This window comes from Phenylobacterium sp. FG114, from assembly GCF_057809855.1.
The window spans coordinates 14,744-35,139 of the sequence record NZ_JBMDKU010000014.1 but is presented as its reverse complement, the minus strand read 5'-3'; the positions used below and the strand labels follow the sequence as shown (position 1 = coordinate 35,139).

The 20,396-nt window shown below is 69.4% G+C and carries 19 protein-coding genes and 1 pseudogene; 9 read left to right on the top strand and 11 right to left on the bottom strand.

The features are described from left to right. Positions 1-19 precede the first annotated feature (19 nt). Entirely contained in the window at positions 20-352 is a 333-nt protein-coding gene (locus ACODSY_RS20720) for an STAS domain-containing protein (protein ID WP_488953785.1), read from the top strand. On the opposite strand, the gene ACODSY_RS20715 is transcribed toward ACODSY_RS20720, so the two are convergent. From ACODSY_RS20715 to ACODSY_RS20700, 4 genes are read right to left on the bottom strand one after another with little or no spacing between them, the layout of a single operon-like run. Beyond that, positions 329-1,579, bottom strand: coding sequence for a hypothetical protein (locus ACODSY_RS20715; protein WP_488953784.1), 1,251 nt, complete (start codon positions 1,577-1,579; stop codon positions 329-331). The genes ACODSY_RS20720 and ACODSY_RS20715 overlap by 24 nt on opposite strands. Next, positions 1,576-1,959: a cyclic nucleotide-binding domain-containing protein gene (locus ACODSY_RS20710; protein WP_488953783.1), complete on the bottom strand. Its 384-nt coding sequence runs from the start codon at positions 1,957-1,959 to the stop codon at positions 1,576-1,578. The genes ACODSY_RS20715 and ACODSY_RS20710 overlap by 4 nt, the downstream gene beginning before the upstream one ends. Further along, on the bottom strand, positions 1,956-3,044 hold the full coding sequence (locus ACODSY_RS20705; RefSeq protein WP_488953782.1) for a methyl-accepting chemotaxis protein: 1,089 nt from the start codon (positions 3,042-3,044) through the stop codon (positions 1,956-1,958). Before ACODSY_RS20705 ends, ACODSY_RS20710 begins: the two co-directional genes overlap by 4 nt. Further along, a complete protein-coding gene (locus tag ACODSY_RS20700; protein WP_488953781.1) occupies positions 3,034-5,676 on the bottom strand; it encodes a hypothetical protein in 2,643 nt (880 codons plus the stop codon). Before ACODSY_RS20700 ends, ACODSY_RS20705 begins: the two co-directional genes overlap by 11 nt. Before the next feature lie 112 nt (positions 5,677-5,788). On the opposite strand from ACODSY_RS20700, the gene ACODSY_RS20695 reads away from it, so the two are divergent. Continuing rightward, positions 5,789-7,426, top strand: coding sequence for a PP2C family protein-serine/threonine phosphatase (locus tag ACODSY_RS20695; RefSeq protein WP_488953780.1), 1,638 nt, complete (start codon positions 5,789-5,791; stop codon positions 7,424-7,426). A 25-nt stretch (positions 7,427-7,451) separates the two neighbouring features. Here ACODSY_RS20695 and ACODSY_RS20690 read toward each other — a convergent pair whose 3' ends face one another. Further along, entirely contained in the window at positions 7,452-8,351 is a 900-nt protein-coding gene (locus ACODSY_RS20690) for an AraC family transcriptional regulator (RefSeq protein ID WP_488953779.1), read from the bottom strand. Positions 8,352-8,516: 165 nt separating this feature from the next. Between ACODSY_RS20690 and ACODSY_RS20685 the strand changes: the two genes are divergently transcribed. After that, positions 8,517-9,251, top strand: coding sequence for an SDR family oxidoreductase (locus ACODSY_RS20685; RefSeq protein WP_488953778.1), 735 nt, complete (start codon positions 8,517-8,519; stop codon positions 9,249-9,251). Between the two features lie 55 nt (positions 9,252-9,306). Here ACODSY_RS20685 and ACODSY_RS20680 read toward each other — a convergent pair whose 3' ends face one another. Continuing rightward, positions 9,307-10,092, bottom strand: coding sequence for a nucleotidyl cyclase domain-containing protein (locus ACODSY_RS20680; RefSeq protein WP_488953777.1), 786 nt, complete (start codon positions 10,090-10,092; stop codon positions 9,307-9,309). Between the two features lie 84 nt (positions 10,093-10,176). Here ACODSY_RS20680 and ACODSY_RS20675 point away from each other — a divergent pair, with 84 nt between their 5' ends. Beyond that, complete coding sequence (locus ACODSY_RS20675; protein ID WP_488953776.1) at positions 10,177-12,678, top strand: circularly permuted type 2 ATP-grasp protein; 2,502 nt, start codon at positions 10,177-10,179, stop codon at positions 12,676-12,678. Then, on the top strand, positions 12,675-13,559 hold the full coding sequence (locus ACODSY_RS20670) for a transglutaminase family protein (RefSeq protein ID WP_488953775.1): 885 nt from the start codon (positions 12,675-12,677) through the stop codon (positions 13,557-13,559). The genes ACODSY_RS20675 and ACODSY_RS20670 overlap by 4 nt, the downstream gene beginning before the upstream one ends. A gap of 69 nt (positions 13,560-13,628) precedes the next feature. Here ACODSY_RS20670 and ACODSY_RS20665 read toward each other — a convergent pair whose 3' ends face one another. Next, entirely contained in the window at positions 13,629-14,366 is a 738-nt protein-coding gene (locus tag ACODSY_RS20665; protein WP_488953774.1) for an enoyl-CoA hydratase/isomerase family protein, read from the bottom strand. 258 nt (positions 14,367-14,624) lie between these two features. Between ACODSY_RS20665 and ACODSY_RS20660 the strand changes: the two genes are divergently transcribed. Next, on the top strand, positions 14,625-15,707 hold the full coding sequence (locus ACODSY_RS20660; RefSeq protein ID WP_488953773.1) for an endonuclease/exonuclease/phosphatase family protein: 1,083 nt from the start codon (positions 14,625-14,627) through the stop codon (positions 15,705-15,707). A 107-nt stretch (positions 15,708-15,814) separates the two neighbouring features. Here ACODSY_RS20660 and ACODSY_RS20655 read toward each other — a convergent pair whose 3' ends face one another. Further along, entirely contained in the window at positions 15,815-16,069 is a 255-nt protein-coding gene (locus ACODSY_RS20655; protein WP_488953772.1) for a hypothetical protein, read from the bottom strand. A gap of 213 nt (positions 16,070-16,282) precedes the next feature. Here ACODSY_RS20655 and ACODSY_RS20650 point away from each other — a divergent pair, with 213 nt between their 5' ends. From ACODSY_RS20650 to ACODSY_RS20640, 3 genes and pseudogenes are all read left to right on the top strand, one after another. Beyond that, positions 16,283-16,708 (top strand): helix-turn-helix domain-containing protein, encoded by a 426-nt coding sequence (locus tag ACODSY_RS20650; protein WP_488953771.1) that lies wholly within the window; start codon positions 16,283-16,285, stop codon positions 16,706-16,708. A 147-nt stretch (positions 16,709-16,855) separates the two neighbouring features. Further along, a pseudogene (locus ACODSY_RS20645) lies at positions 16,856-17,855 on the top strand (IS1595 family transposase). Next, positions 17,833-18,006 carry a hypothetical protein gene (locus tag ACODSY_RS20640; protein ID WP_488953927.1) on the top strand — a complete coding sequence of 58 codons (174 nt, stop codon included), beginning with the start codon at positions 17,833-17,835 and terminating at the stop codon, positions 18,004-18,006. The pseudogene ACODSY_RS20645 and the gene ACODSY_RS20640 overlap by 23 nt, the downstream one beginning before the upstream one ends. Before the next feature lie 191 nt (positions 18,007-18,197). Here the strand turns inward: ACODSY_RS20640 and ACODSY_RS20635 are convergent, their stop codons facing one another. From ACODSY_RS20635 to ACODSY_RS20625, 3 genes are all read right to left on the bottom strand, one after another. Next, positions 18,198-18,635 (bottom strand): hypothetical protein, encoded by a 438-nt coding sequence (locus tag ACODSY_RS20635; protein ID WP_488953770.1) that lies wholly within the window; start codon positions 18,633-18,635, stop codon positions 18,198-18,200. Between the two features lie 421 nt (positions 18,636-19,056). Further along, positions 19,057-19,485: a hypothetical protein gene (locus tag ACODSY_RS20630; protein ID WP_488953769.1), complete on the bottom strand. Its 429-nt coding sequence runs from the start codon at positions 19,483-19,485 to the stop codon at positions 19,057-19,059. Positions 19,486-19,795: 310 nt separating this feature from the next. Further along, positions 19,796-20,095 carry a hypothetical protein gene (locus ACODSY_RS20625; RefSeq protein WP_488953768.1) on the bottom strand — a complete coding sequence of 100 codons (300 nt, stop codon included), beginning with the start codon at positions 20,093-20,095 and terminating at the stop codon, positions 19,796-19,798. Positions 20,096-20,396: the final 301 nt, after the last annotated feature.

The following is a 20,396-nucleotide window of genomic DNA, read 5'->3' as shown; positions in this document are numbered from 1 at the left end:
GGCCGATCCCGAGGCCCCGATGCAGATCAAGGAAGAAACCCGCGGCGGCGCGCTCGTGCTCTCGGCCTCGGGACGGCTCGACTCCGGCTCGGCCGGTGAGCTGGAGGCCGTGTTGCCGCCCCGGGTGCAGGCCAACGACAAGGTGGTGCTCAGCCTGGCCGACGTGCCCTACGTCAGTTCCGCGGGTCTGCGCGTCCTGCTGATCGGCGCCAAGGCCGCCCGCGCCAAGGGACACAAGCTGGTCCTCACCGGGCTCTCGGAGTCGGTTCGGGAGGTGTTCGACATCTCCGGCTTCTCCAGCATCTTCAGCATCGAGGCCGACGTCGACTCAGCCCTGGCCGGCCTGACCTGACGTCGAGTTCACGAACGCCAGCACGCCGTTGGCGTCCAGCAGTAGGGCGAGATCGTCGATCATCGCCTCGGGGCTGACCCCCGCCGCGCGCGCCACATAGGCCTGCACCCGTTCGGCCGCATCCCCCTCCAGGAGGGCCAGCGCCTGCGCCGCCGGCGGGGCGCTCGCCGACCATTCCAACCAGGCGACGCGCTCGAGCGCGAACGCGCTGCGGGCCTGCTCGATGCGGTCGGCGGGCGATCCTTCCAGCAGCCTCTGCTCCAGGAAGCCGCGCGCGGCCAGGGCCTGCGCCAGGGCGGCCGAAGGGCTGTCGCCCCGGCATATGCCCAGCACCAGGACCGCCCGCTCGCCGCCTACGCACAGCACGTGGAAGGTGCCCGGCGGCGCGTCGCCCAGCATCCGCGCGGCCACCGCCGCCCCGGCGGCGTCGGCTGCCAGCGGCGGGAACGAGGTCTCGCGATAGGCCGCGACGCTCACCGCCTCGTCGCGCGCGCGATCGCGGCGGGCCAGTTCGCGACGGCCCCGCGCCAGGCGGCCCGCGACGCTGGTCCGCATCAGACGCACCGCCAACGCCAGGTCGCGGGTTTCCCGGATCGCGAAGCCGTCGGCGTCCTCGGCGGGCACGTCCGCCCGGATGGCGGCGATGGTCGCACTGTTGCGCGCCAGCTCGCCCACGATGATCCGCGAGATCACCAGCGCCATCACCAGCCCCAGCAGGCCGGCGGCGATGACCAGGCCCACCACCAGCCGCTGCAGGCCCGCCACCTGCGCGAACAGCGGCTCGGCGTCGATCTGGGCGATCACGAAGCCGCCGCCCCTGACGGGCGCCAACCCCGTCGCCCGTCGCAGCCCCGACGCGTCGGAGTGGATCGGCGCGGAGACCGGCGCGCGCGGCGCCTCGAACACACCCGGCCAGAACGTCGATGGCTGGCCGGCGAGCCGTCGGGTCGCGCCGTCGGGCGTGACGAGATAGAGGCCCTTCAGCCCCTCCACGCGGTGAACCGCGTCGCGCAAGGCCGCGGCCCGGCCCGGTTCGGCCAACGCCCCCGCCAGGTCTTCGGACGCGTCGGCGAAGGCGGCGGTGGTCACGGCGGCGGCGATGGCCTGGCTCGCCAGCCCCCGCTCGGCCTCGGCGCGCTCCCACCAATAGAGCAGCGCGCCGTTCACCCCGGCCAGCAGCAGGAACAGCGGCGCGATCAGCAGGAGGAAGGTCCGGCGAATGCTCATGCCGCCCCCACCAGGTCGCGCAGGCCGACGACGAATTCCGGGCACTCGCGCGCGATGGTGAAGACGTGCGGCTTGGCGATCACCAGCGCCTCCAACCCCTCCGGCCCGGCGGAATGATCGCTCGGCGTGGCCAGGCCGAACAGCAGCCCGGGCGCATCGAACACCGCAGGCGTCGGCTTGCCATCCGCCAGGGCGGCGCCTGCGACGGCCACGAACAGGGCGTCGGCCACCGTTCCGGCGGGAATCACCAGCCTGCCGGGCGCGAACGTCCGCGACCGGGCGTGGCGGGCAATCAGCAGCAGTTCGGCGTCCTCCAGCCGCTGGAACGGACCGATGGCGCGCAGCGCGAACAGGCGCCGAACGATCTCCGGCCCGATCATGCGCGCGCCTCCGAGAACTCGCCATGGCGGGCGATCGCCAGGTCCCGCCAGCCCGTGGCCAGCTTGGGATCGGCCGCGAAGCGCCGCGCCAGTTCCACCATCGCGCGATGCTCCAGGCGGACCTCCAGGCCCTCGCCGCGCGGCGTCCAGGTCACCCCGTCGACCAGGCGCACGGGCGCGGCCTCGGGCAGCGCTTCCGTCAGCCGGGCCGCGTTGCGCTGTCCGTCGAGCACCAGCGTGTCCACCCACGCCTGGCGCATGGCGCCGATCAGGTGGGTCGCCAGCTCGGCCAGCGCCTCACGCAGCCGCGAGACCTCGCGCGGACCTTTCATCTTCGCGGGCGGGGCCCGGTCGCCGGCGGCGATGCGCAGCGCATCGGCCTTCAGCCCCTCGATGGGCAGAGCCACCCAGCGGACGATCAGGAACGTCACCAGCGCCGAGGCCGCCAGCGAGGCCACGCCGATCAGGGCGCTGGCGAACAGCGCGTTCTGGGTCGCCACCTCGATCACCGAGATGTTCACGTCGGCGCCGGCGGTGGCGACGATCTTGCCCTCGCGGCTGCGCACCGGCGCCGCCGCCGTCTTCAGCAGCCCCCACTGCTCCTGGAACTCGATCGGCGAGACATAGATCGTGCCGTCCCGCGTGGTGCGCCGCAGGCCGGTACGCGTCTCGGCCGTCAGCTCGTCCTCCGAGCCGATCAGCGAGTGCTCGTCGCCCTCGGTGGAATCCAGGACGTAGATCACGTCCTTCAGCCCGCCGAGCGCCTGGGTGTAGAGGTAGGTCAGGCCCAGCTCGCGGCGGATGCGCCGCATCGGCTCGACGTTGCGCCGGTACTGCGCCATCTCCTCGACGTTCTCGGCGGGCGCCTTCACCTGCGCCGCGCGGAGCAGGAAGTCGTGGTCGGCGGGATCGATCAGGGCCCCGGTCAGCGCGCTCGTGGTGATCAGCTTGCGCGAGAAGCCGTCCAGGATGGTGTCGTACAGGCGATTGTAGACCAGCGCGCCCAGGGCGATGGCCAGCACCAGGATGGCGGGGGTGAACGTCCGCCACAGCAGGGTTTTGATTGGTGTCCCGTCAGACGGCATAGGACCGGTCGTCCTTCGCCTTGAGCATCGTCAGCGCCAGGTCGGCGTAACGGGCGGCCACCTCCTCCACGTCGGCGCGGGGGATCCAGAACGGACGTCCGCCGACGGCGAGTTCCACGGCGCGCCGGGCAGCCGTGGGCTGGGTCGTCGCCCGTTCGGCCAGCGCCACCTGGGCGTCGATGGAGGCGGAGGCGAAGTCCGGGGCCGCGCGCACCGCCGCCACCAGGTCCACTACCGTCGGCTTGCCGCTCTCCAGGGCCAGCAGGCTGGCGAAGCTATCGCGGAAGATCGGCGCCAGGCCGGGCTTCAGGCCCCGCCGCAGCGCGCCCGCCAGCTCGGCCTGCGGAAGTTGGTCGCGCAGCGCCTGCGCCGCCGCCGCCGCCTCGAAACCCTGGCCGTCCTCGACCGCGCCGCGGAGCAGTTCGACAAGGTCTCCCCCGGCCGCCACCGTGGCGCCCGTGCGGTTGATCAGCGGCTCCAGCCGCCGCCACGTGGCATGTCCGACCCCGGTGGCGATGGTCTCCACCGCATTGCCGCGCACCTTCGGGTTGGCCGAGTGCAACGAGACGATCAACAGGTCGAAGTCGGGCAGCAGGCCGCCCAGGGCCAGCAGTTCCAGGGTGAAGTCCACCGACTCGCCGATTCGCTGGCGATAGGCTTCGGCCAGCAGCTCCAGCGCGGGAGAGCGGTCACGCTCGGCGGCGAACCGCTCGGCGACGGCCAGCCTGTGGCCGGTCTCGTCCAGCTCCTCGCGCACCAACCGGTCCAGCTGCGACACGAACTGGGCGTGCGACAGGCTGCTGAGCGCGCGCGCGGCCACGGCGCGAGCGCGGTAGGGCGTCTGGTAGCTGGTCAGCGCCTGCATCAGCCGTGGGATGGCCGCCTCGCCCAGGTCGACCAGCAGGGCCTCAGTGGCGCGCAGCTCGCGTGGGCTCAGCCGGGCAGCCGCGGCGAGGATCTGCGGGATCGCCTCGACGTCGCCGATGACGCCCAACAGTGTGAGGATCGTCGCCCGGCTTGCGCGATCCATCGCGGGCAGGCTCTGCACCAGCGGCGCCACCAGGCCGATGTCGCCGGGCCCCACCAGGCTGGCCAGCGACAGCAGCGCCGCCTTGCGCACGGACGGCGACGGATCCGAGAGCTTCGCGGCGAAGGCCTCGGTGGCTTCGGACGCCTCGGCCTCGAGCGCGGATTCCCGCGGCGCGGCCTTGCCGGCCTTGCCGTGCAGCAGCGCCCGGGCCGCGGCCGCCGCCCCGGAGTCCGCCTGGCCGGACGTCTCGCGCAGAATGGCCGTCGCCGCCTCGTCGAACTTCGGCGCCTGCAGGTCGGGGTCGCCGAAGTTCAGCCAGCCTCGACGCATGTTGGCTTCCATGGCGGCGGGATAGAAGTGGCGCAGGGCCATCACCACGGCGATCAGGGCCGCGCCCAGCAGCACGCCGATTCCCGATAGCTCGCGCATGTCGGCGTTCTTGGCCGCCAGCAGGAGGAAGCCGCCGGCCAGCAGGCTGGCCAGCGGTTCGGCCAGGCCCTCGACCACCGTGCGGAACGGCCGCTTCACCTGCGACGGGGTCGCGTTGAACAGCAGGTTCTGGTTGTTGTACTCGATCGAGGTCAGCACGCCGTGATAGGCGAAGAAGGCCGCCAGGGCCGCCGGCGTGCCGCCCGCCAGGAAGAAATAGGCGAAGACCGCGAAATAGGTCAGCGGCAGGATCAGGGCCACGTTGCGCACGCCCGCCCGCGTCACCAGCCGGTTGAACACGAACAGGCAGACGACCAGGTTGAAGATGCTGGCGCCCGCATACAGCTGGCCGAACAGGGCGGCGAGATCCGCCTCGCTCCGGCCCTTCTGCAGCACCGTCGAGTACTGGTACTCGGCCAAGTTGGTCATCAGCAGGGTGACGAACAGGGTCAGCACCAGCGTGACCGCATAAGGCGAGGTCTTGAACGCCCGGCCCACCTGGCCGAGCTGGCTCAGCACGCCCTTGTCCTCGGCGTCGAGGTCGGTGTCGCTGTCGGCGATGCGGGTCCATCGCCTGCGCAGCAGCAGCGCCACGGGCGCGGTGGCGAGGGCGACCGCCGCCCAGACGAGCAGGAAGCCGTGCATCGGGATGACGGCGGCGAACAGGCTGACGATCAGCGCCCCGATCGTGGTGCCCAGCGCGCAGAACGCGGCGAACAGCGGAAACAGCCGCTTGGCGTCCTGGATGTCGAAGTAGGCGTCGGTGAAGTTCCAGAACAGCGAGTAGAGCGCGATGTACCACATCGCCAGGTACAGCTTGAGGACGTAGTAGAGCCCTGTCTGGAACGGCTCGGGCAGGCCCAGCTGGATCAGCCCCCAGAGGATCGCTCCGCCGGCGATCAGCGCCGCCAGCGTCACGTCCACCACATGGTCGATCGAGAACCGCACCAGCAGGTACGAGAAGATCGCCGTGTAGACGAGCATCACCGCGGGCGTCAGCAGGAAGATCACCGGCAGCTTGTCGGGGCCCACGTGGCTCAGGAACGCCGCGTCCCCGGCCGCGAAGCCAACGCCCATGCCGGTCTGCAGCAGCAGGCCGAACAGCCCGAACTGCAGGAGCTTCGGCCACTCGCCGCGCTCGACCCGGAACAGACGATTCAACAGGAGCTGCACGTTTTTCCCCGCGGCGGTCACGCCGCTCGTACCGCGTTAACGTCCACGCCCTAATTTTCTATAGACTAGCTTCGCCTTCCCGAACCCTTCGCCGACAGGTCCCGCCAGCGCGATGAACGAGCCCGCCGCAGAAATGGCCGCGCGCCGCCGGCGGTTCGGGCTGAAGACCCAGCTGCTGCTGTTGCTGTTCGCGCTGAGCCTGATCTCGGCCACCGCCTATTCGGTCGTGCTCTACAACATCGACCGCCACGAGATCGTCGAGGGCATCGACGGCCGGCTGCGCACGGCCGTGCTCGCGGTGAACGAGATCGTCCCGGACGAGTACCACGCCCGCATCATCGGCCCCGAGTCGATCCCGAAGGCCGAGTATGATCGGCTGCAATACCGCCTGTCGCGCTTCGCGGCCCGCTCCGACCTGGTCTACGTCTATACCTACATGAAGTTCGGGGACGAGATCCGCACGGTCGCCACCAGCGCCACCCCGCGCGAGATCGAGAAGCGCGCCCAGACCCCGTTCTTCGCCCTCTACGACACCGCGCCCAAGTCGCTCTACCAGGCCTTCGAGGATGGTGAGGTTCGGTTCGACGAATACAAGGACAGCTTCGGCCGCTTCCGCTCGATCTACCTGCCCGTCCGCGGCGTCGACGAGCGCACCTACGTCATCGGCGCCGACGTCGACCTGGCCATGGTGCAGCAACGCCTGATCAAGGCGCTGCAGATGTCGGTGACCGTCGGCACGGCCATGTTCGCGCTCTCGATGGCGCTCGGTTGGCTGCTGGTCGACCGGATCGTCGGCCCGCTGATGCGGCTCACCGAATTCACGCGCAACATGGGCCAGCGCAACTTCCAGCCCGACGAGCGCGAACTGGCGGCCATGAACGCCATCAGCCGGCGGCGGCCCGACGAGGTGGGCAGCCTGGCCGAGGCCATGACCGCCATGATCGCCCGGCTGCAGCGCTACCTCCTCGAGATGCAACAGGCCACCGCCGCGCGCGAGCGGGTCGAGGGCGAGCTGTCGGCCGCGCGCGACATCCAGGTGGGCATGCTGCCCCGGGTGTTCCCGCCCTTCCCGGAACGCCGCGACATCGACGTCTTCGCCCTCCTGGAGTCGGCCAAGCACGTGGGCGGCGACCTCTACGACTATGCGCTGCTCGACCGCGACCGGCTGTTCTTCGTGGTGGGCGACGTTTCGGGCAAGGGCGTGCCGGCGGCCCTGTTCATGGCCATGACCACCACCCTCTTCAAGGCGACCGCCCTGTCGGCGGCCTCGACCGGCGATCTGATGTCGCGGGTCAACAACGAGCTGGCGCGCGACAACGCCCAGGAGATGTTCGTCACCGCCTTCACCGGCATCCTCGACCTGCGCACCGGCGTGGTCGAATATTCCGACGGCGGCCACGAGGCGCCCTTCGTCCGCCGGGCGGACGGCAAGGTGGAGCGCTTGCCGAAGCTGAAGGGCATGGCCCTAGGCGTCATAGAGGACGCCCCCTACCAGACCTCGACCTTCGCCCTGAGCCCCGGCGACGCCCTGCTGCTGTTCACCGACGGCGTGTCCGAGGCCGCCAACGCCGACGACGATCTCTACACCACGGCTCGCATCGAAGCCGCGCTCAACGCCGCCCGGCCCCAGGACGACGCCCGTCACCTGGCCGAAGGCCTGGCGCAAGACGTCCGCGTCTTCGTCGGCGCGACGCCGCAGTCCGACGACATCGCCATCCTGGTGGTGCGGTACGAAGGGGCGGGAGCCTGACGCCCGGGACTTCGGCCGACCTCGCCTAGGCCACCATCGCGTACTCGGGCGACGCGCGCAGCCGCAGCACATCCTTCAGGGGCGGGGCGCCGTAGAGGCGACTGTAGTCTCGGCTGAACTGCGAAGGGCTCTCGTAGCCCACCGCGAACCCGGCGCTGGCCGCGTCCATCCCCTCCACGACCATCATCCGCCGAGCCTCCTGCAGCCGCACGCGGGTGCGGAACTGCAAGGGGCTCATGGTGGTGGCGGCCTTGAAGTGACTGTGGAACGACGACGGGCTCATGCCGACGTCCACCGCCAACCGCTCCACGCTGACCGGTTTGGCATAGTTCTCGCGCAGCCAGGTGATCGCGCGGCTCACCTGCCGCAACCGGCCCTCGGCGCTGGCGATCCGGCGGATGCTGTCCGCTTGGCCGCCCGATAATAGCCGATAGAGGATTTCCCGTTCGGCGAGCGGCGCCAAGGCGTCCGCGTCCTTGGGCGCGTCGAGCAGGCTGACGAGTCGGAACACCGCGTCCAACAGGCCGGGTTCCACCTCGCTGACCCCGATCGCGGGTCCCCTGGGTTCGGGGCCCGGCTCCGGCGGATGCCGCAGCATCAGGTCGGACAGGACGGCGAGGTCGATGTCCAGGACCAGGCACAGGTAGGGCCGCTCGGGCGTGGCCTCCAGCACCGAGCCAACCAGCGGCAGGTCGACCGACACGGCCAGGTAGGTCGCCGGGTCGTAGAAATAGCTGCGCCCGCCAAGCTCCACCTGCTTGCTGCCCTGGGCAATGATGCAGAGCGACGGCTTGTAGACCGTGTGCACTGAGTCCGTCGGCGTGCAGGATCGGACAAGGCTGACGCGAGGCAGCGCGCTCGCGTGCATCCCGTTCGCCGGAACATGGCGAGCGATCACGTCGGCGATTGCGTCAATCTTGGACATGCTCTGTCCTCTCATCGGACGGGAGCAGATGCAACATCCGGCGCGGCGGCGTCGTAGGATCGTGCAAGAATCCTGGAGGGCCGTTCTACCGCCCTGGCGGCGGGCGGAAGCACAACGGCTCGATCGCCGGCGGCACGAAGCGGCCGGCCGAAAGGAGCCAACACCATGTCCGACACCTCTCAGAAAGTCGTCGCCCTGACCGGCGCCAGCAGCGGCATCGGCGAGGCCACCGCCCGCCTGCTCGCCGCTGCCGGCATGAAGGTCGTCGTCGGCGCGCGCCGAACCGAGCGCCTCCAGAAGCTGGTCGAGGAGATCCGCGCCGCCGGGGGCGAGGCCGAGTTCCAGGCCTTGGACGTCACCCGCCGCGAGGATGTCGAAGCCTTCGTCGCCTTCGCCGAGGCCCGCTTCGGACGCATCGACGTGCTGGTGAACAACGCCGGCGTCATGCCGCTATCGCCCCTGGCCGCGCTCAAGACCGCCGAATGGGACAACATGATCGACGTCAACATCCGTGGGGTGCTGAACGGCGTGGCCGCCGCCCTGCCGCGGTTCCAGGCCCAAGGCGGCGGGCACTTCGTCAACGTGGCGTCGGTCGCCGCCCACCAAGTCTATCCGACGTGCGCGGTCTACAGCGCCACGAAATACGCCGTCTGGGCCATCACCGACGGCATCCGCCAGGAGCATCCGGACATCCGCGCCACCATCATCTCGCCAGGCGTCGTCGAGAGCGAGCTGGCCGGCACGATCACCGACCCCGCGACGGCGGCCGCGATCCACGAGGCGCGCGCCGTGGCCCTGAAGCCCGACGTGATCGCCCGGGCCATCCGCTACGCGATCGAGCAACCGGCCGAGGTGGGCGTGAACGAGATCATCGTCCGGCCGATGGGCGGCGCGTTCTAGCGGCGCCCGAGGTCGAGCCGCGCCCTCGCCGACCCGGCGGGGGCGCGCGTCGGCCTTAGCCGAGCTTCACCGGCGGCCGTTCCCGGCCGTGCACCTTCTTCAGATAGTGGCGCATGTCGTCGATGACGCGGCGCAGGTCGGCGGTGGAGGCGGGCTCGGTCCTCAGCGCCTGGGCCATCAGCGGATCCTGCTCCACCTCCCACGGCAGGAAGGCGAACTTGCTGTCGGCCGCCAGCAGCCAGACGATGGGATAGGGGCGACCGAACATCACGCCCTTCAACGGTTCCTTGCCCATCAGGTACAGCGCCGCCTCGCCGGCGTTGCGGGCGCCCAGCACGACCTCCAGCACGTCCAGCGAGATCACCAGGCTGCCCGGCCGCGCGAACTTGCTGATCCGGAAGCCCAGGTCGATGTCGGGCCCGATGAAGTCCAGGTGCGCGCCCGTGCCGCTGGAGAGCTCGGGGATCTCCACCTCGATGTTCTGGCCCGCGAAATCGGCCAGCCAGGCCGTGCCCTTCAGCCGGAGCGGCAGTTGCTGGAAGTGGCGGTCCTCGTAGAGCTGCATGGTCCTGAGCAGCGCGATCAGGATCGAGGTCAGCTCTTCCGGCGAGGACGGCCGGGTGACGAACACCACCTCGTCGCCCATCACCTTCCAGACGTCGATCGCCGGCGTCGCGTCGTCGTCCAGGAACTCCATGCCGATCTGCCCGGCGGCCATCAGCGGGAAGCTGGTGAAGAAGGTCTGGAAAATACCGAGCCAGCCCTCCGACCCCTGGCCGGTGAAGCGGGCCTTGAACTCGGTCGAACCCACCATGTCGACCGACAGGAACAGGCGAAGCATCGAATCCCCCGGCTGAAGCCCCGCCATACTAGCCGGATATGCTACGGTCTCGGAAAGATCAGGCGTCGGGCAGGGAACGCAGAAGTGGCAGGGACTTCCACCGCGGCGCGCGCCAACGAAGGCCGGCTGGCCGAATGGCTGGCGGGCTACCGCCCCTTGCCCGGCGTGCCGGACGAATTGGTGGACGCCCACGGCCGGCCCCGCGAGCACTGGCTCGGCTTCCTGCGTGAGTTCGCAAGCTACCCCGACGCGGATTCGGACGGCCGCTTCGGGATGGCCGCGCGCCACATTCGCGATTCCGGCGCCTCGTACCGCATCTACGGGGAAGAGACCGAGCGTAGCTGGCCACTGGACCCGCTGCCCTTGATCCTGCCCCAGGGCGAATGGGACCGGATCGCCGCCGGCGTCGCCCAGCGCGCGGAGCTGATGGAGGCCATCCTCCGCGACATCTACGGCGAGGGCCGGCTGGTGAGCGAAGGCGCCCTGCCCGCCGCCGTCGTGACCGGCAGTCCGGACTTCCTGCGCTCCATGCGCGGCGCGCCACCGCCAGCCGGCCGCTACCTCCAGCTCTACGCCGCCGACCTCGGCCGCGGCCCCGACGGCCGCTGGTGGGTGCTGGACGACCGAGCCCAGGCGCCTTCGGGCGCGGGCTATGCGCTGGAAAACCGCCTCGTCGTCTCCCGCGCCTACCCCAACCTCTACAACGGCCTGAACGTCCACCGCCTGGCGCCCTTCTTCGACGCCCTGCGGCGCGGGCTGGCCGCCACCGCCGACCGGGCCGAGCCGCGCATCTGCCTGCTCACCCCCGGCCCGTTCAGCCAGACCTATTTCGAGCAGGCCCATCTCGCACGCTACCTCGGCTTCCTGCTGGTCGAGGGCGACGACCTGGTGGCCCGCGACGGCAAGGTCTGGGTGCGCACCATCGCCGGCCTGAAGCGCGCCGACGTCATCCTGCGCCGGGTCGACGCCGACTTCCTCGACCCGCTGGAGCTCAACGCCGCGTCGCGCCTGGGCACGCCGGGGATGCTGGAGGCGATCCGCGCCGGCGGGGTCACCGTGCTCAACATGCCGGGCTCGGGCCTGGTGGAGTCCCGCGCCCTGATGAGCTTCGCGCCCGGCCTCTGCGAGCGCCTGCTGGGCGAGCCCCTGAAGCTGCCCAACATCGCGACCTGGTGGTGCGGCCAGCCCACGGAGCAGGCCCTGGTCGAAAGCCGCCTCGACCAGCTCGCCATCGCCCCCGCCTTCCAGAACCCCGGCCTCTTCGCCGGCCCGCGCCTCGCCGCCGACCTCACGCCCGGCGACAAGGCCCTGCTCCGCCAGCGGATGGCCGAGCGGCCGGGCGACTTCGTCGGCCAGGAGATCGCCCAGCTCTCCACCATGCCGGTCCTGCGCGACGGCCGGCTGCAGCCCGCCCCCTTCACCCTCCGGGTCTTCGCGGCCATGACGCCGGAGGGCCTGCGCATCCTGCCCGGCGGCTTCTGCCGCACCTCCGACCATCTCGACGCCCGGGTGATCTCCATGGGCGAGGGCGCGCGCACCGCCGACGTCTGGGTTGTCGACGACAAGCCGGTCGAACGCCTCACCCTCATCGCCGCGGGCGACGAGGTGAAGGTGCGGCGCATCCTGGGCCATCTGCCCAGCCGCGCCGCCGACAACCTGTTCTGGCTGGGCCGCTACATCGAGCGCACCGAGGCGACGCTGCGGATGGTCCGCGCCCTGTGCTCCAGCCTGATGGACTCCGAGTCCTCGCTGCACGGTCGCGGCCAGACCTTCGAGTCGCTGCGCAAGGTGCTGGTCGACTGGGGCGCGCTCAGCGGCGAGGCGCGGCCCGCCCGCGCCCTGGACTCCGCCCGCGACGCCCTGCACGACGCCGGCGCCTGGGGCTCGGTGACCTACCTCGTCCGCGCGGCCAAGCGCACCGCCTCCGGCATGCGCGAGCGGCTGTCCGCCGACTTCTGGGGGCTGCTGGTCGACCTGGAGGGCGATCTGGCCGGGGGCGCCAACGAAATCAACTCCGAGGCCCAGGCCCTGGAGCAGGTCGAGAACGCGCTCCGCCACATCGCCGGGCTGGCGGGCCTCACCCAGGAGAACATGAACCGGGTCGCCGGCTGGCGCTTCCTCGATATGGGCCGGCGCATCGAGCGGGGCGCCGCCACCTGCCAGCTGGCCCGCACCCTGGCCCACGACGCGGCCACCATCGACGACCTCGACCTGCTGCTCGACCTCAACGACAGCCAGATCACCTACCGCGCCCGCTACCTCGTCGGCCTGGCGCTGACCGCCGTCCGCGACCTGGTGATGCTCGACCCGTACAACACCCGCTCGGTCGCCTTCCAGGTGGCGGCGCTGAAGGATCACCTGGCCGTCCTGCCGACGCTGCAGGAGGACGGCATCCTGGAGGAGCCGTCGAAGATCCTGCTGCCGCTCGCCGCCGAGCTGGAGACCGCCGACGCCGCCGCCCTCCACGCCGATAAGGTGCTGGGCTACGAGCGCGCGCTGATGCGGCTGTCCAACGCCGTGGCCGACCGCTTCTTCCTGCAGGGCGCCAACGCGGTCCCGACCGTCAAGCTGGTGGGGCTGGCGTGAGGTACCGGCTGCGGCACCGCACCACCTACAGCTACGAGCAGGAGGTGTCGTTCGCCCGCTGCGTCCTGCGCCTGACGCCCCGCGCCTCGGCCACCCAGACGGTGCTCGAGAGCGCCATCGCCGTCACCCCGCCGCCGTCGGCCCGCGTCGCGCGCATCGGCCCGTTCGGCGCAGAAATCCTCACCGTCACCGTCGACACGCCGCACAAGGCCCTGGTGATCGAGGCCACCTCTCGTATCGACGTCCACGTCCCGCCGCCCGGCGATCCCGACGCCAGCCCGCCATGGGAGGCCGTCCGCGGCCGGGCGCTGGCCACCGCCGATCTCTCGCCTGAGGGCCCCGCGTCGTACCTGTTTCCCACGCCCCGCACGCCCATCGTTCCCGCGATCACCGACTATGCGCGCCAGAGCTTCGCGGCCGGCCGGCCCATCGTCGCCGCCCTGTCCGAGCTCAACCGGCGCATCTTCGCCGAGTTCAAGTACGATCCGGGCGCGACCGAGGTCTCGACCCCCGTGGCCCAGGCGTTCGAGGCGCGCCACGGCGTCTGCCAGGACTTCGCCCAGATCATGATCTGCGGCCTGCGCGGCCTGGGCCTGCCCGCCAAGTACGTCTCGGGCTACCTGCGCACCATCCCTCCGCCGGGCCAGCCGCGGCTGGAAGGCGCCGACGCCACTCACGCCTGGGTCTCGGTCTGGTGCGGCGACGCGCTGGGCTGGGTTGGCTTCGATCCCACGAACGCGATCCTGGCGGGCGACGACCACCTCGTCCTGGCCATCGGCCGCGACTACGCCGACGTCGCGCCGATCGACGGCGTCATCCTGGCCTCGGGCGTCCAGACCCTGAAGGTCGAGGTGGACGTGATCCCGGAGGAGGCGGGCTAGGCAGGGCCTCGTTGATCTCCCTGTCATCCCAGGTCGGAACGACCGACGCGGCGTGCTGCCGGCGTAAGCCTACTCCCGGCCGCGCCGCACGATCATCAGCATCTGGCTGCGTTCCTCGGCCTCCACCGCCGCGTCGAAGCTGGGCTGTTCGAGGGAGGCGTCCATCGCGCGCTTGGACAGGCGCAGCGCGTCGGGCGCCGCCTTCAGCATGTCGCGCGCCATGGCCAGGCCCGCTTCGTCCAGCCCCTCCTCGGGCGTCACCGCCGACAGCAGCCCGGCCTCCAGCGCCGCCTGCGCCGGCAGCGGCCGACCGGCCATCAGCACCTCTCGCGCCTTGGAGATCCCGATCATGCGCTGCAGACGCCAACTCACGCCCAACTCGGTGCCGGACAGGCCGATCGCCGTGAAGGCCGAGTGGAACGCGGCGCCTTCGCTGGCCAGGATGATGTCGCAGTTCAGCGCGATGGCCATTCCGCCGCCCGCCGCCGCCCCGCGCACGGTGGCCACCAGCGGCTGCGGGCAGACGCGCATCGCCCGCATCAGGTCGCGCAGCACCCAGTCGCCGCGCGGCCCGTCCTGCAGCGCCTCGGGGCTACCCATGGCCTTCAGGTCGGCGCCGGCGCTGAACGCCCGGCCCGCCCCGCGCACGATCACCACCCGGACGTCACGGTTGCGCCGCAGGCCCTCGAAATAGGCGAGCAGTCCCTCGGCCATCGGCTGGTTGAGGGCGTTCAGCCGGTCGGGCCGGTTCATGGTCAGGCGCTGGGCGCCGCCCTCCAGGTCCTCGACCGTTAGGATATCGCTCATGCCGTCCTCCGAAGTGTCCGGCGGCGACTATGGCCCAGATCGCGCCTGCCTCCGCGTCACCCCCTGCGGCGGGTCCTGCATGTCGCGAAACGACGTTCGAACTGTCACATGCCGGTAAACGATTCAGGTCATTTCCAGCCTCGCCCGGACAAGATCGAAAATACATCGGGCCGTACTTGAACAACGCGATGCTTCGTCGCCGCGGAATCGGGGGATTTCCGCCAAGCAACGGGGCCGCATGTCCTGGAGCGGCGAGAGATGTACTTGGAACCGATTACCCCGCCGGCCGCCTATTCGGCTCCGGCCGCCGAGATTACGGCGGGGGGCGTCACGTCGACCGCGCCGCTTCGAGCGGTCTCTTCCCAGCCGTCGCTCCGGCAGGCCGAGCTCAGCGTCCTGACCTACAACGTGCGCGGCCTGCCCTGGCCCATCGCCCTGGGGCGCGGCGCCGCGCTGCGGGAGATCGGCCGCGAACTGGCCGCCCTCCGCCGCGAGGGCCGCCAGCCCGACGTGGTCCTGATCCAGGAAGGCTTCCGCGGCGAGGTCCGCCGGCTCTTCGAGGAGAGCGGCTATCGCTACTGGGCCCAGGGTCCCGGCCGCGCCGACCGCACGCCATTCCAGGGCGCCGTCCTGGCCGCCCGCGACGTCTTCCGCGGCGAGGGCGTCGGCAAGCTGATGGGCGGCGGCCTGCACGTCTTCAGCGACGCGCCGATCCTCGACGTGCGCAGCGCCGCCTACAACAACTGCGCGGGCTTCGACTGCCTGGCCAACAAGGGCGCCATGCTGGTGCGCCTGGCCCCGGCCGGGGTGCCCGCCACCATCGACGTGGTCAACACCCACATGAACTCGCGCAAGGCCTCGATGGCGCCGCGCTCGCGCACCCTGCCGGCCCATAATGGCCAGGTCCGCGAACTGTCGGCCTTCCTGGACGCCAACCGCGAGCGCGCGAACCCGTTGCTGCTGGGCGGCGACTTCAACATCCGCAACTCGCCGGCGCGCTACTACTATGAGGCGATGGAGCGGCCCTACACGGTGGTCGGCGAATTCTGCAGCCAGCCGGCCTCGGGCTGCGGCGAGGGCGCTGCCGACGCCACGTCCGAGCCCTGGCTCCGCACCCAGGACCTGCAGGCTTTCAGCCAGGGCGCGGTCCGCGTACAGCCGATCCGCAGCGAGGCGCTGTTCACGGCCACGTCGTCGAAGCGCGCCCTTTCGGACCACGACGGCTATCTCGTCCGCTACCGCCTGTCATGGAACGCCGCGACCCTGGCGGCCTACCGCCCGAGCCCGGCGGTCGAGATGAAGCCCCACAAGCTGGGCGTCAGGATCTCCTGGAAGCCCTGAGGTCGCGGGCTCTCGAGCGTCAGAAAGAAAAAGATCTGTCATCCGAGCCGGAGCGCAGCGGAGAGCGGGGATGACACGGCTCGTTGGGCGATCTCGGCGCACGGAACCTACGAATCCAGCGGCCGCGAGGTGTGAGCGACGTGGAACGAGCCCGAGTGCGAGAGCACGATCCAGTCGCCGCAATGGGCGACGACCGGTCCTTCGGGCGTGCGGACCTGGACGGCGGCGGACGCCTCGGCCACCGACTGGGCGTCCTCGCCCAGCCACTGCCAAAGCACCGACCAGTTTTTTTTGTCGTGCGCCGGGGGAACCCGGAGCGCGGCGCCGTGGTCGAACGGGGGATGCAGCTGAATGACGCGCATGGCCTTGGGAATCGTTACTCCTACGACCTGCAGTTCCGCGGTGTTTCGGTTACCAAGACCTTGACCGCGCGACCGACGCCGCAAACGCAGCTGGTTGCACGGGACTCTCCTCAGGGCTGAAAAAGCTTTGCAGTTCCAAGACAAAGGACTTTAGTCGCAACTAGGGCTTGCGGTGTCGGACGGGGACATCGCGCAAGGGAAGGATTGAAACAGATGGCCGAGGTTTCGACCAAGGCTCCTGATCCGATGGACATCGCGCTCGGGGCCGCGGTGCGCATTCGGCGCAGGACCATCGGGATGTCGCAGGAGGCGCTCGCCGAACAGTGCGGGGTCAGTTTCCAGCAGATCCAGAAGTACGAGAACGGCGCGAACCGCATCTCGTTTTCGCGCCTGGTGCAGATCTCGCGCGCGCTCCGATGCCGCGTGACCGACCTGATGGATGTCTTCGACGGCGCCGACAAGGAGACCGCCGAGGACCTGGACCTGCTGACGCGGATGCGCACGCCAGGCGCCCTCGAGCTGCTGTCGGCCTATGAGCGCCTCGCGCCCGAGGTCCGCAGCTCCCTGGTCAACCTGGTCCGCACGCTCATCAACCAGCAGGCGGCCGGCGACGCGGCCCGGCGAACCGTCCCGGTCTGAAGCCGAGCGAAGCCTCCGGCGGGAGCGGCGGCCCTCCTCTGATCTTGAGGCTTGACGCGCGCGCCTATTGATGTTCTCGTTTTGTTCATATCGCCGCGTGGCAATAATTGACTTGACGCAGTAACTGCCCGCGCCTATTTTTGGCGCATGGAAACGCTGCCCCAACCCAAGACGCTGATGGAAGCGGTTCGGTACTTCGCCGACGCGCAGCGCACCCATGACCTGGCGGTTCAACTCCGCTGGCCGGGCGGCGTCCATTGCCCGACCTGCGGCCGCACCGACGTGCGCTATTTCGTGGCGACCACGAAGAACCGCAAGACCGGCAAGGAGACCCCGCGCCGCCTGTTCGAGTGCAAGGAGAGGCACCCGAAGAAGCAGTTCACCGTGAAGACCGGGACGATCTTTGAGGACAGCGCCCTTCCGCTGGACGTGTGGTTCGTCGCGATCTGGTCGGTCGCCAACTGCAAGAACGGCATTTCCTCGTACGAACTGGCCCGCGCTACCGGCGTGACGCAGAAGTCGGCTTGGTTCGTTCTGCATCGCATCCGGGTCGCGATGGACGCGGGCGGCATCGAGAAGTTCAACGGCACCGTCGAGGCGGACGAGACGTTCATCGGCGGGCTCGCGAAGAACATGCACGAGAAGAAGCGCAAGCAGCGCGTCACGGCTGGCGGCGGCGATGCCGACAAGGCCGATGTCATGGGCATCATCCAGCGCGGCGACGGCACCGTTGCAAGCCGCGTCCACGCCCGCGTGATCCGCGACCGCAACGCGAAGAACATTCAGGGCTTCGTGCGGGCCAACGTCGAGGCGGGCGCGAACCTCTACACCGACCCACATGTCCTATCGCGGGCTCGGCAAGGAATACGTCCACGCCTACGTGAACCACGCCATCGAGTACGTGAAAGGCAACGTCCACTCGAACTCAGTGGAAAACTTCTGGAGCCTTCTGAAGCGGTCGATCAAGGGCACGTACGTCTCGGTCGATCCCCAGCACCTGAACGCCTACATCGGCGAACAGGCCTTCCCCTACAACGAGCGGAAGGGAACCGATCTGACCCGCTTCCGCTCTGTGCTAGGATCGGTCGCCGGTAAGCGGCTGACGTGGAAAGACCTGACGAGCCATGCCTTCTCATCCGCCGCCTGAAGGCGTCCGCAAGGACGCGGAAAACGAGGCGCCCGAGGACAAGGTCACTCGCGGTAACTTCGAAGCCCTCGCGAGGGGGCTTTTCCGCGTTACGCCGGAGCAGTTGAAAACCGAAGAGGCGCGTCAGAAACGGGTAAAGGGCGACGGATGACCGATGTCAGCCGTGATGATCCTCGCCGCAATAAGCAAGCGCTTCCCTGCGTTGATCTGGGGTGAGCGTCGCTAGAAAGCCGGTCATCGGACGGGCGGCGGGGCGCACAGGCTCGGGATCCGGCAGCGGCTTGCTGTGGAGGAACACCCGCTTAAACGGGGCTTGGAGTAGAGCTAGGAGCGCGGTCATCTCTAAATCGCCTTCCGATGATATGGCGAGGCTTTCCGAGGTTGGTGCAATTCAAAACCATACACGGTTTCGTACAGAGAAGCTAACTTTGCATTGATCGGTTCCAGCCTGATTTCGCTCAGCCCGGCGCCCTGGGCGTAGTTCGCCACGGTTTCCAACGCGATCAGGACGCGCTTTCCGCGGAGCTGGCAGCCGTCCCTCGGGTCGCCCTCTACCCGCCTTATAAAGGCCGCTTCCGAGCTCAGTGTCGCCAGCACCATCCCCGCCAACCGCTCATCTGGCGTCCAGATCGCAAGTTCAAGTGTCTTCGGCGCGCGATGCTCTCTGCAAAGCTGTTCCCAATCCCAATGCGCGCAGTCAGGATGGCGTCCGGCTGGGGTCCAGTGCTCGCGAATATATTCCCATGCCCGCCGACTTGCTGTCATTAGGCGCACGTCCACGCCATGCGCCCTCAAGGCCTTCCCAGCCTGCAAACACGCGGCGTTCCGCAATCCCTCATAGTGGGCTTTGGTTTGGGCGAGGGTCGTCAACGGGTACCTAGGCCTAAAGGCGGAGTCCGTAGTCTAAGTGGTGGAGAGAACCAATAGCCGCCGAGGTTGCCCCCGGCGGCCCCTGACTAGCGGCGAGGATGCGGACGCGGCTTAGGCTTCCGGTACCCTTGGCGTTTGCGGTGCGGGAGGACGAGCGGACTACGCCGCCAGCCCAAGGCATGACTGGACATTCCAGCCCCCACGGAAAGGCTTGATTTTTGGGCCGGAATCCGTAGGCTGCGCGGTGCTTAGACGCGTTGGAAGCCTTTGGATTCCGACCGGTGATTGGCCCGCCTCGCGCGGGCCTTTTGCTATCTAGATCACACGATCATCACCCCTCATTCCCGGAAACCGCGAACAGAACGTGCGCCTTTCGCTCTACGTCAGAAGACTCCTTCGGCTGGCGCGTCGAGTGATAGATCTTTTTGTCGACCTCAACCAACTCCCCCTTATTCAGGGCGCGGCGGACGATGTTGTACATGTTGTTGGGGTTCACGCGGTGCATATCGCCGAACTCCGACGCCTCCAGCGCCCGGCCGATCTCGCGACGCTCCATCCCATCAGGAGCGGCGGCCAAGAGGTTGATGATCATTTCCGTCATCGTGCCTTCGCGCGGCTTGCCCGGCCCCCGCTTCATATAGTGCGCGTCGGCGCGGGGCATCGGCAGCACTTCGGGGTCAAGCCCGAACGCTTGCGCCGCGTTGGCCAGCTTCGCGTCGAGCGCATCAATTGCCGCCTGCAAGGCAGCGCGCTCATCCATCCAACGCCTCAGTTGGTCCTGAAGCGCAGACACTAGGGCTCTGGGGTCATTGCTCATGACCTCCCCTATACGCCTGTCGAAAGTGACTCGGCAACTACGTTCTCACCTAAACACCCCCTCGTCCCGCAAAAGATGCATGACAGGCCGAGGCAAGAGCGGGAGATTGATCACTGCGTCATGTCAGTTAATGCCCGCCGCGTCCGGCCATGAACGAAGAGATCGCGCTGCTCTGGCGGCTCGCGAAAGTGGTGCAGCGGGACACTTGGTTCTAGAGTGCCTTAGAAAATAGCGGGCCGGGATTGAGCGGCCTTCACAGGCCGTTCGAAGCCCCGTCGAACCGGCCACTGAACGGGGCCGTCCCCGCCCAGCTCTTACCCCCCAGCAGCTGCCGATACGTGGCCAGCGCCTCCTCCAGGGACCAGGGCGGCATCTCTGCCGATGTCGTCTGCTGCCGGTGCGCCCAGGACGCGCCAGCGTCCAGCGTGCAGGGATAGACGTCAATCCAGTTCCCGCAGCCCCTCCGGCCGCACCTGGCGCATCGCAGGCGGCGCTTGGCCTCGGCCACGGTGCAGTCGGGGCCGAGGCGCTGGACGGCTGGAGCGCGGACCATCGCGCCTTGTGGCGGCGTCCGCCGAAGGTGCAGGCCACAACCAAGTGGATGTTCTCCGGGGGGAGGAGCGCGCTGAGCGTGGGCGCGGGTGCGTCGTCCATTCGTCTGACCGGTCGAAGGCGCCAAGCCCGCCCGCTCCCTACGCCCCGCCCAGCGCCCGGGCGAGACGCCTTGCCCATCAGCTTTCGCCATATCAGGTTGGCGGTCATGCCCAGGTTCAATCCAATCAGCCTTGAAGTCGACGGCCGCATCTAGAAGTCCACCTACGAACTGGTCGACGGCGTCGCGAAGGTCGGCGGCG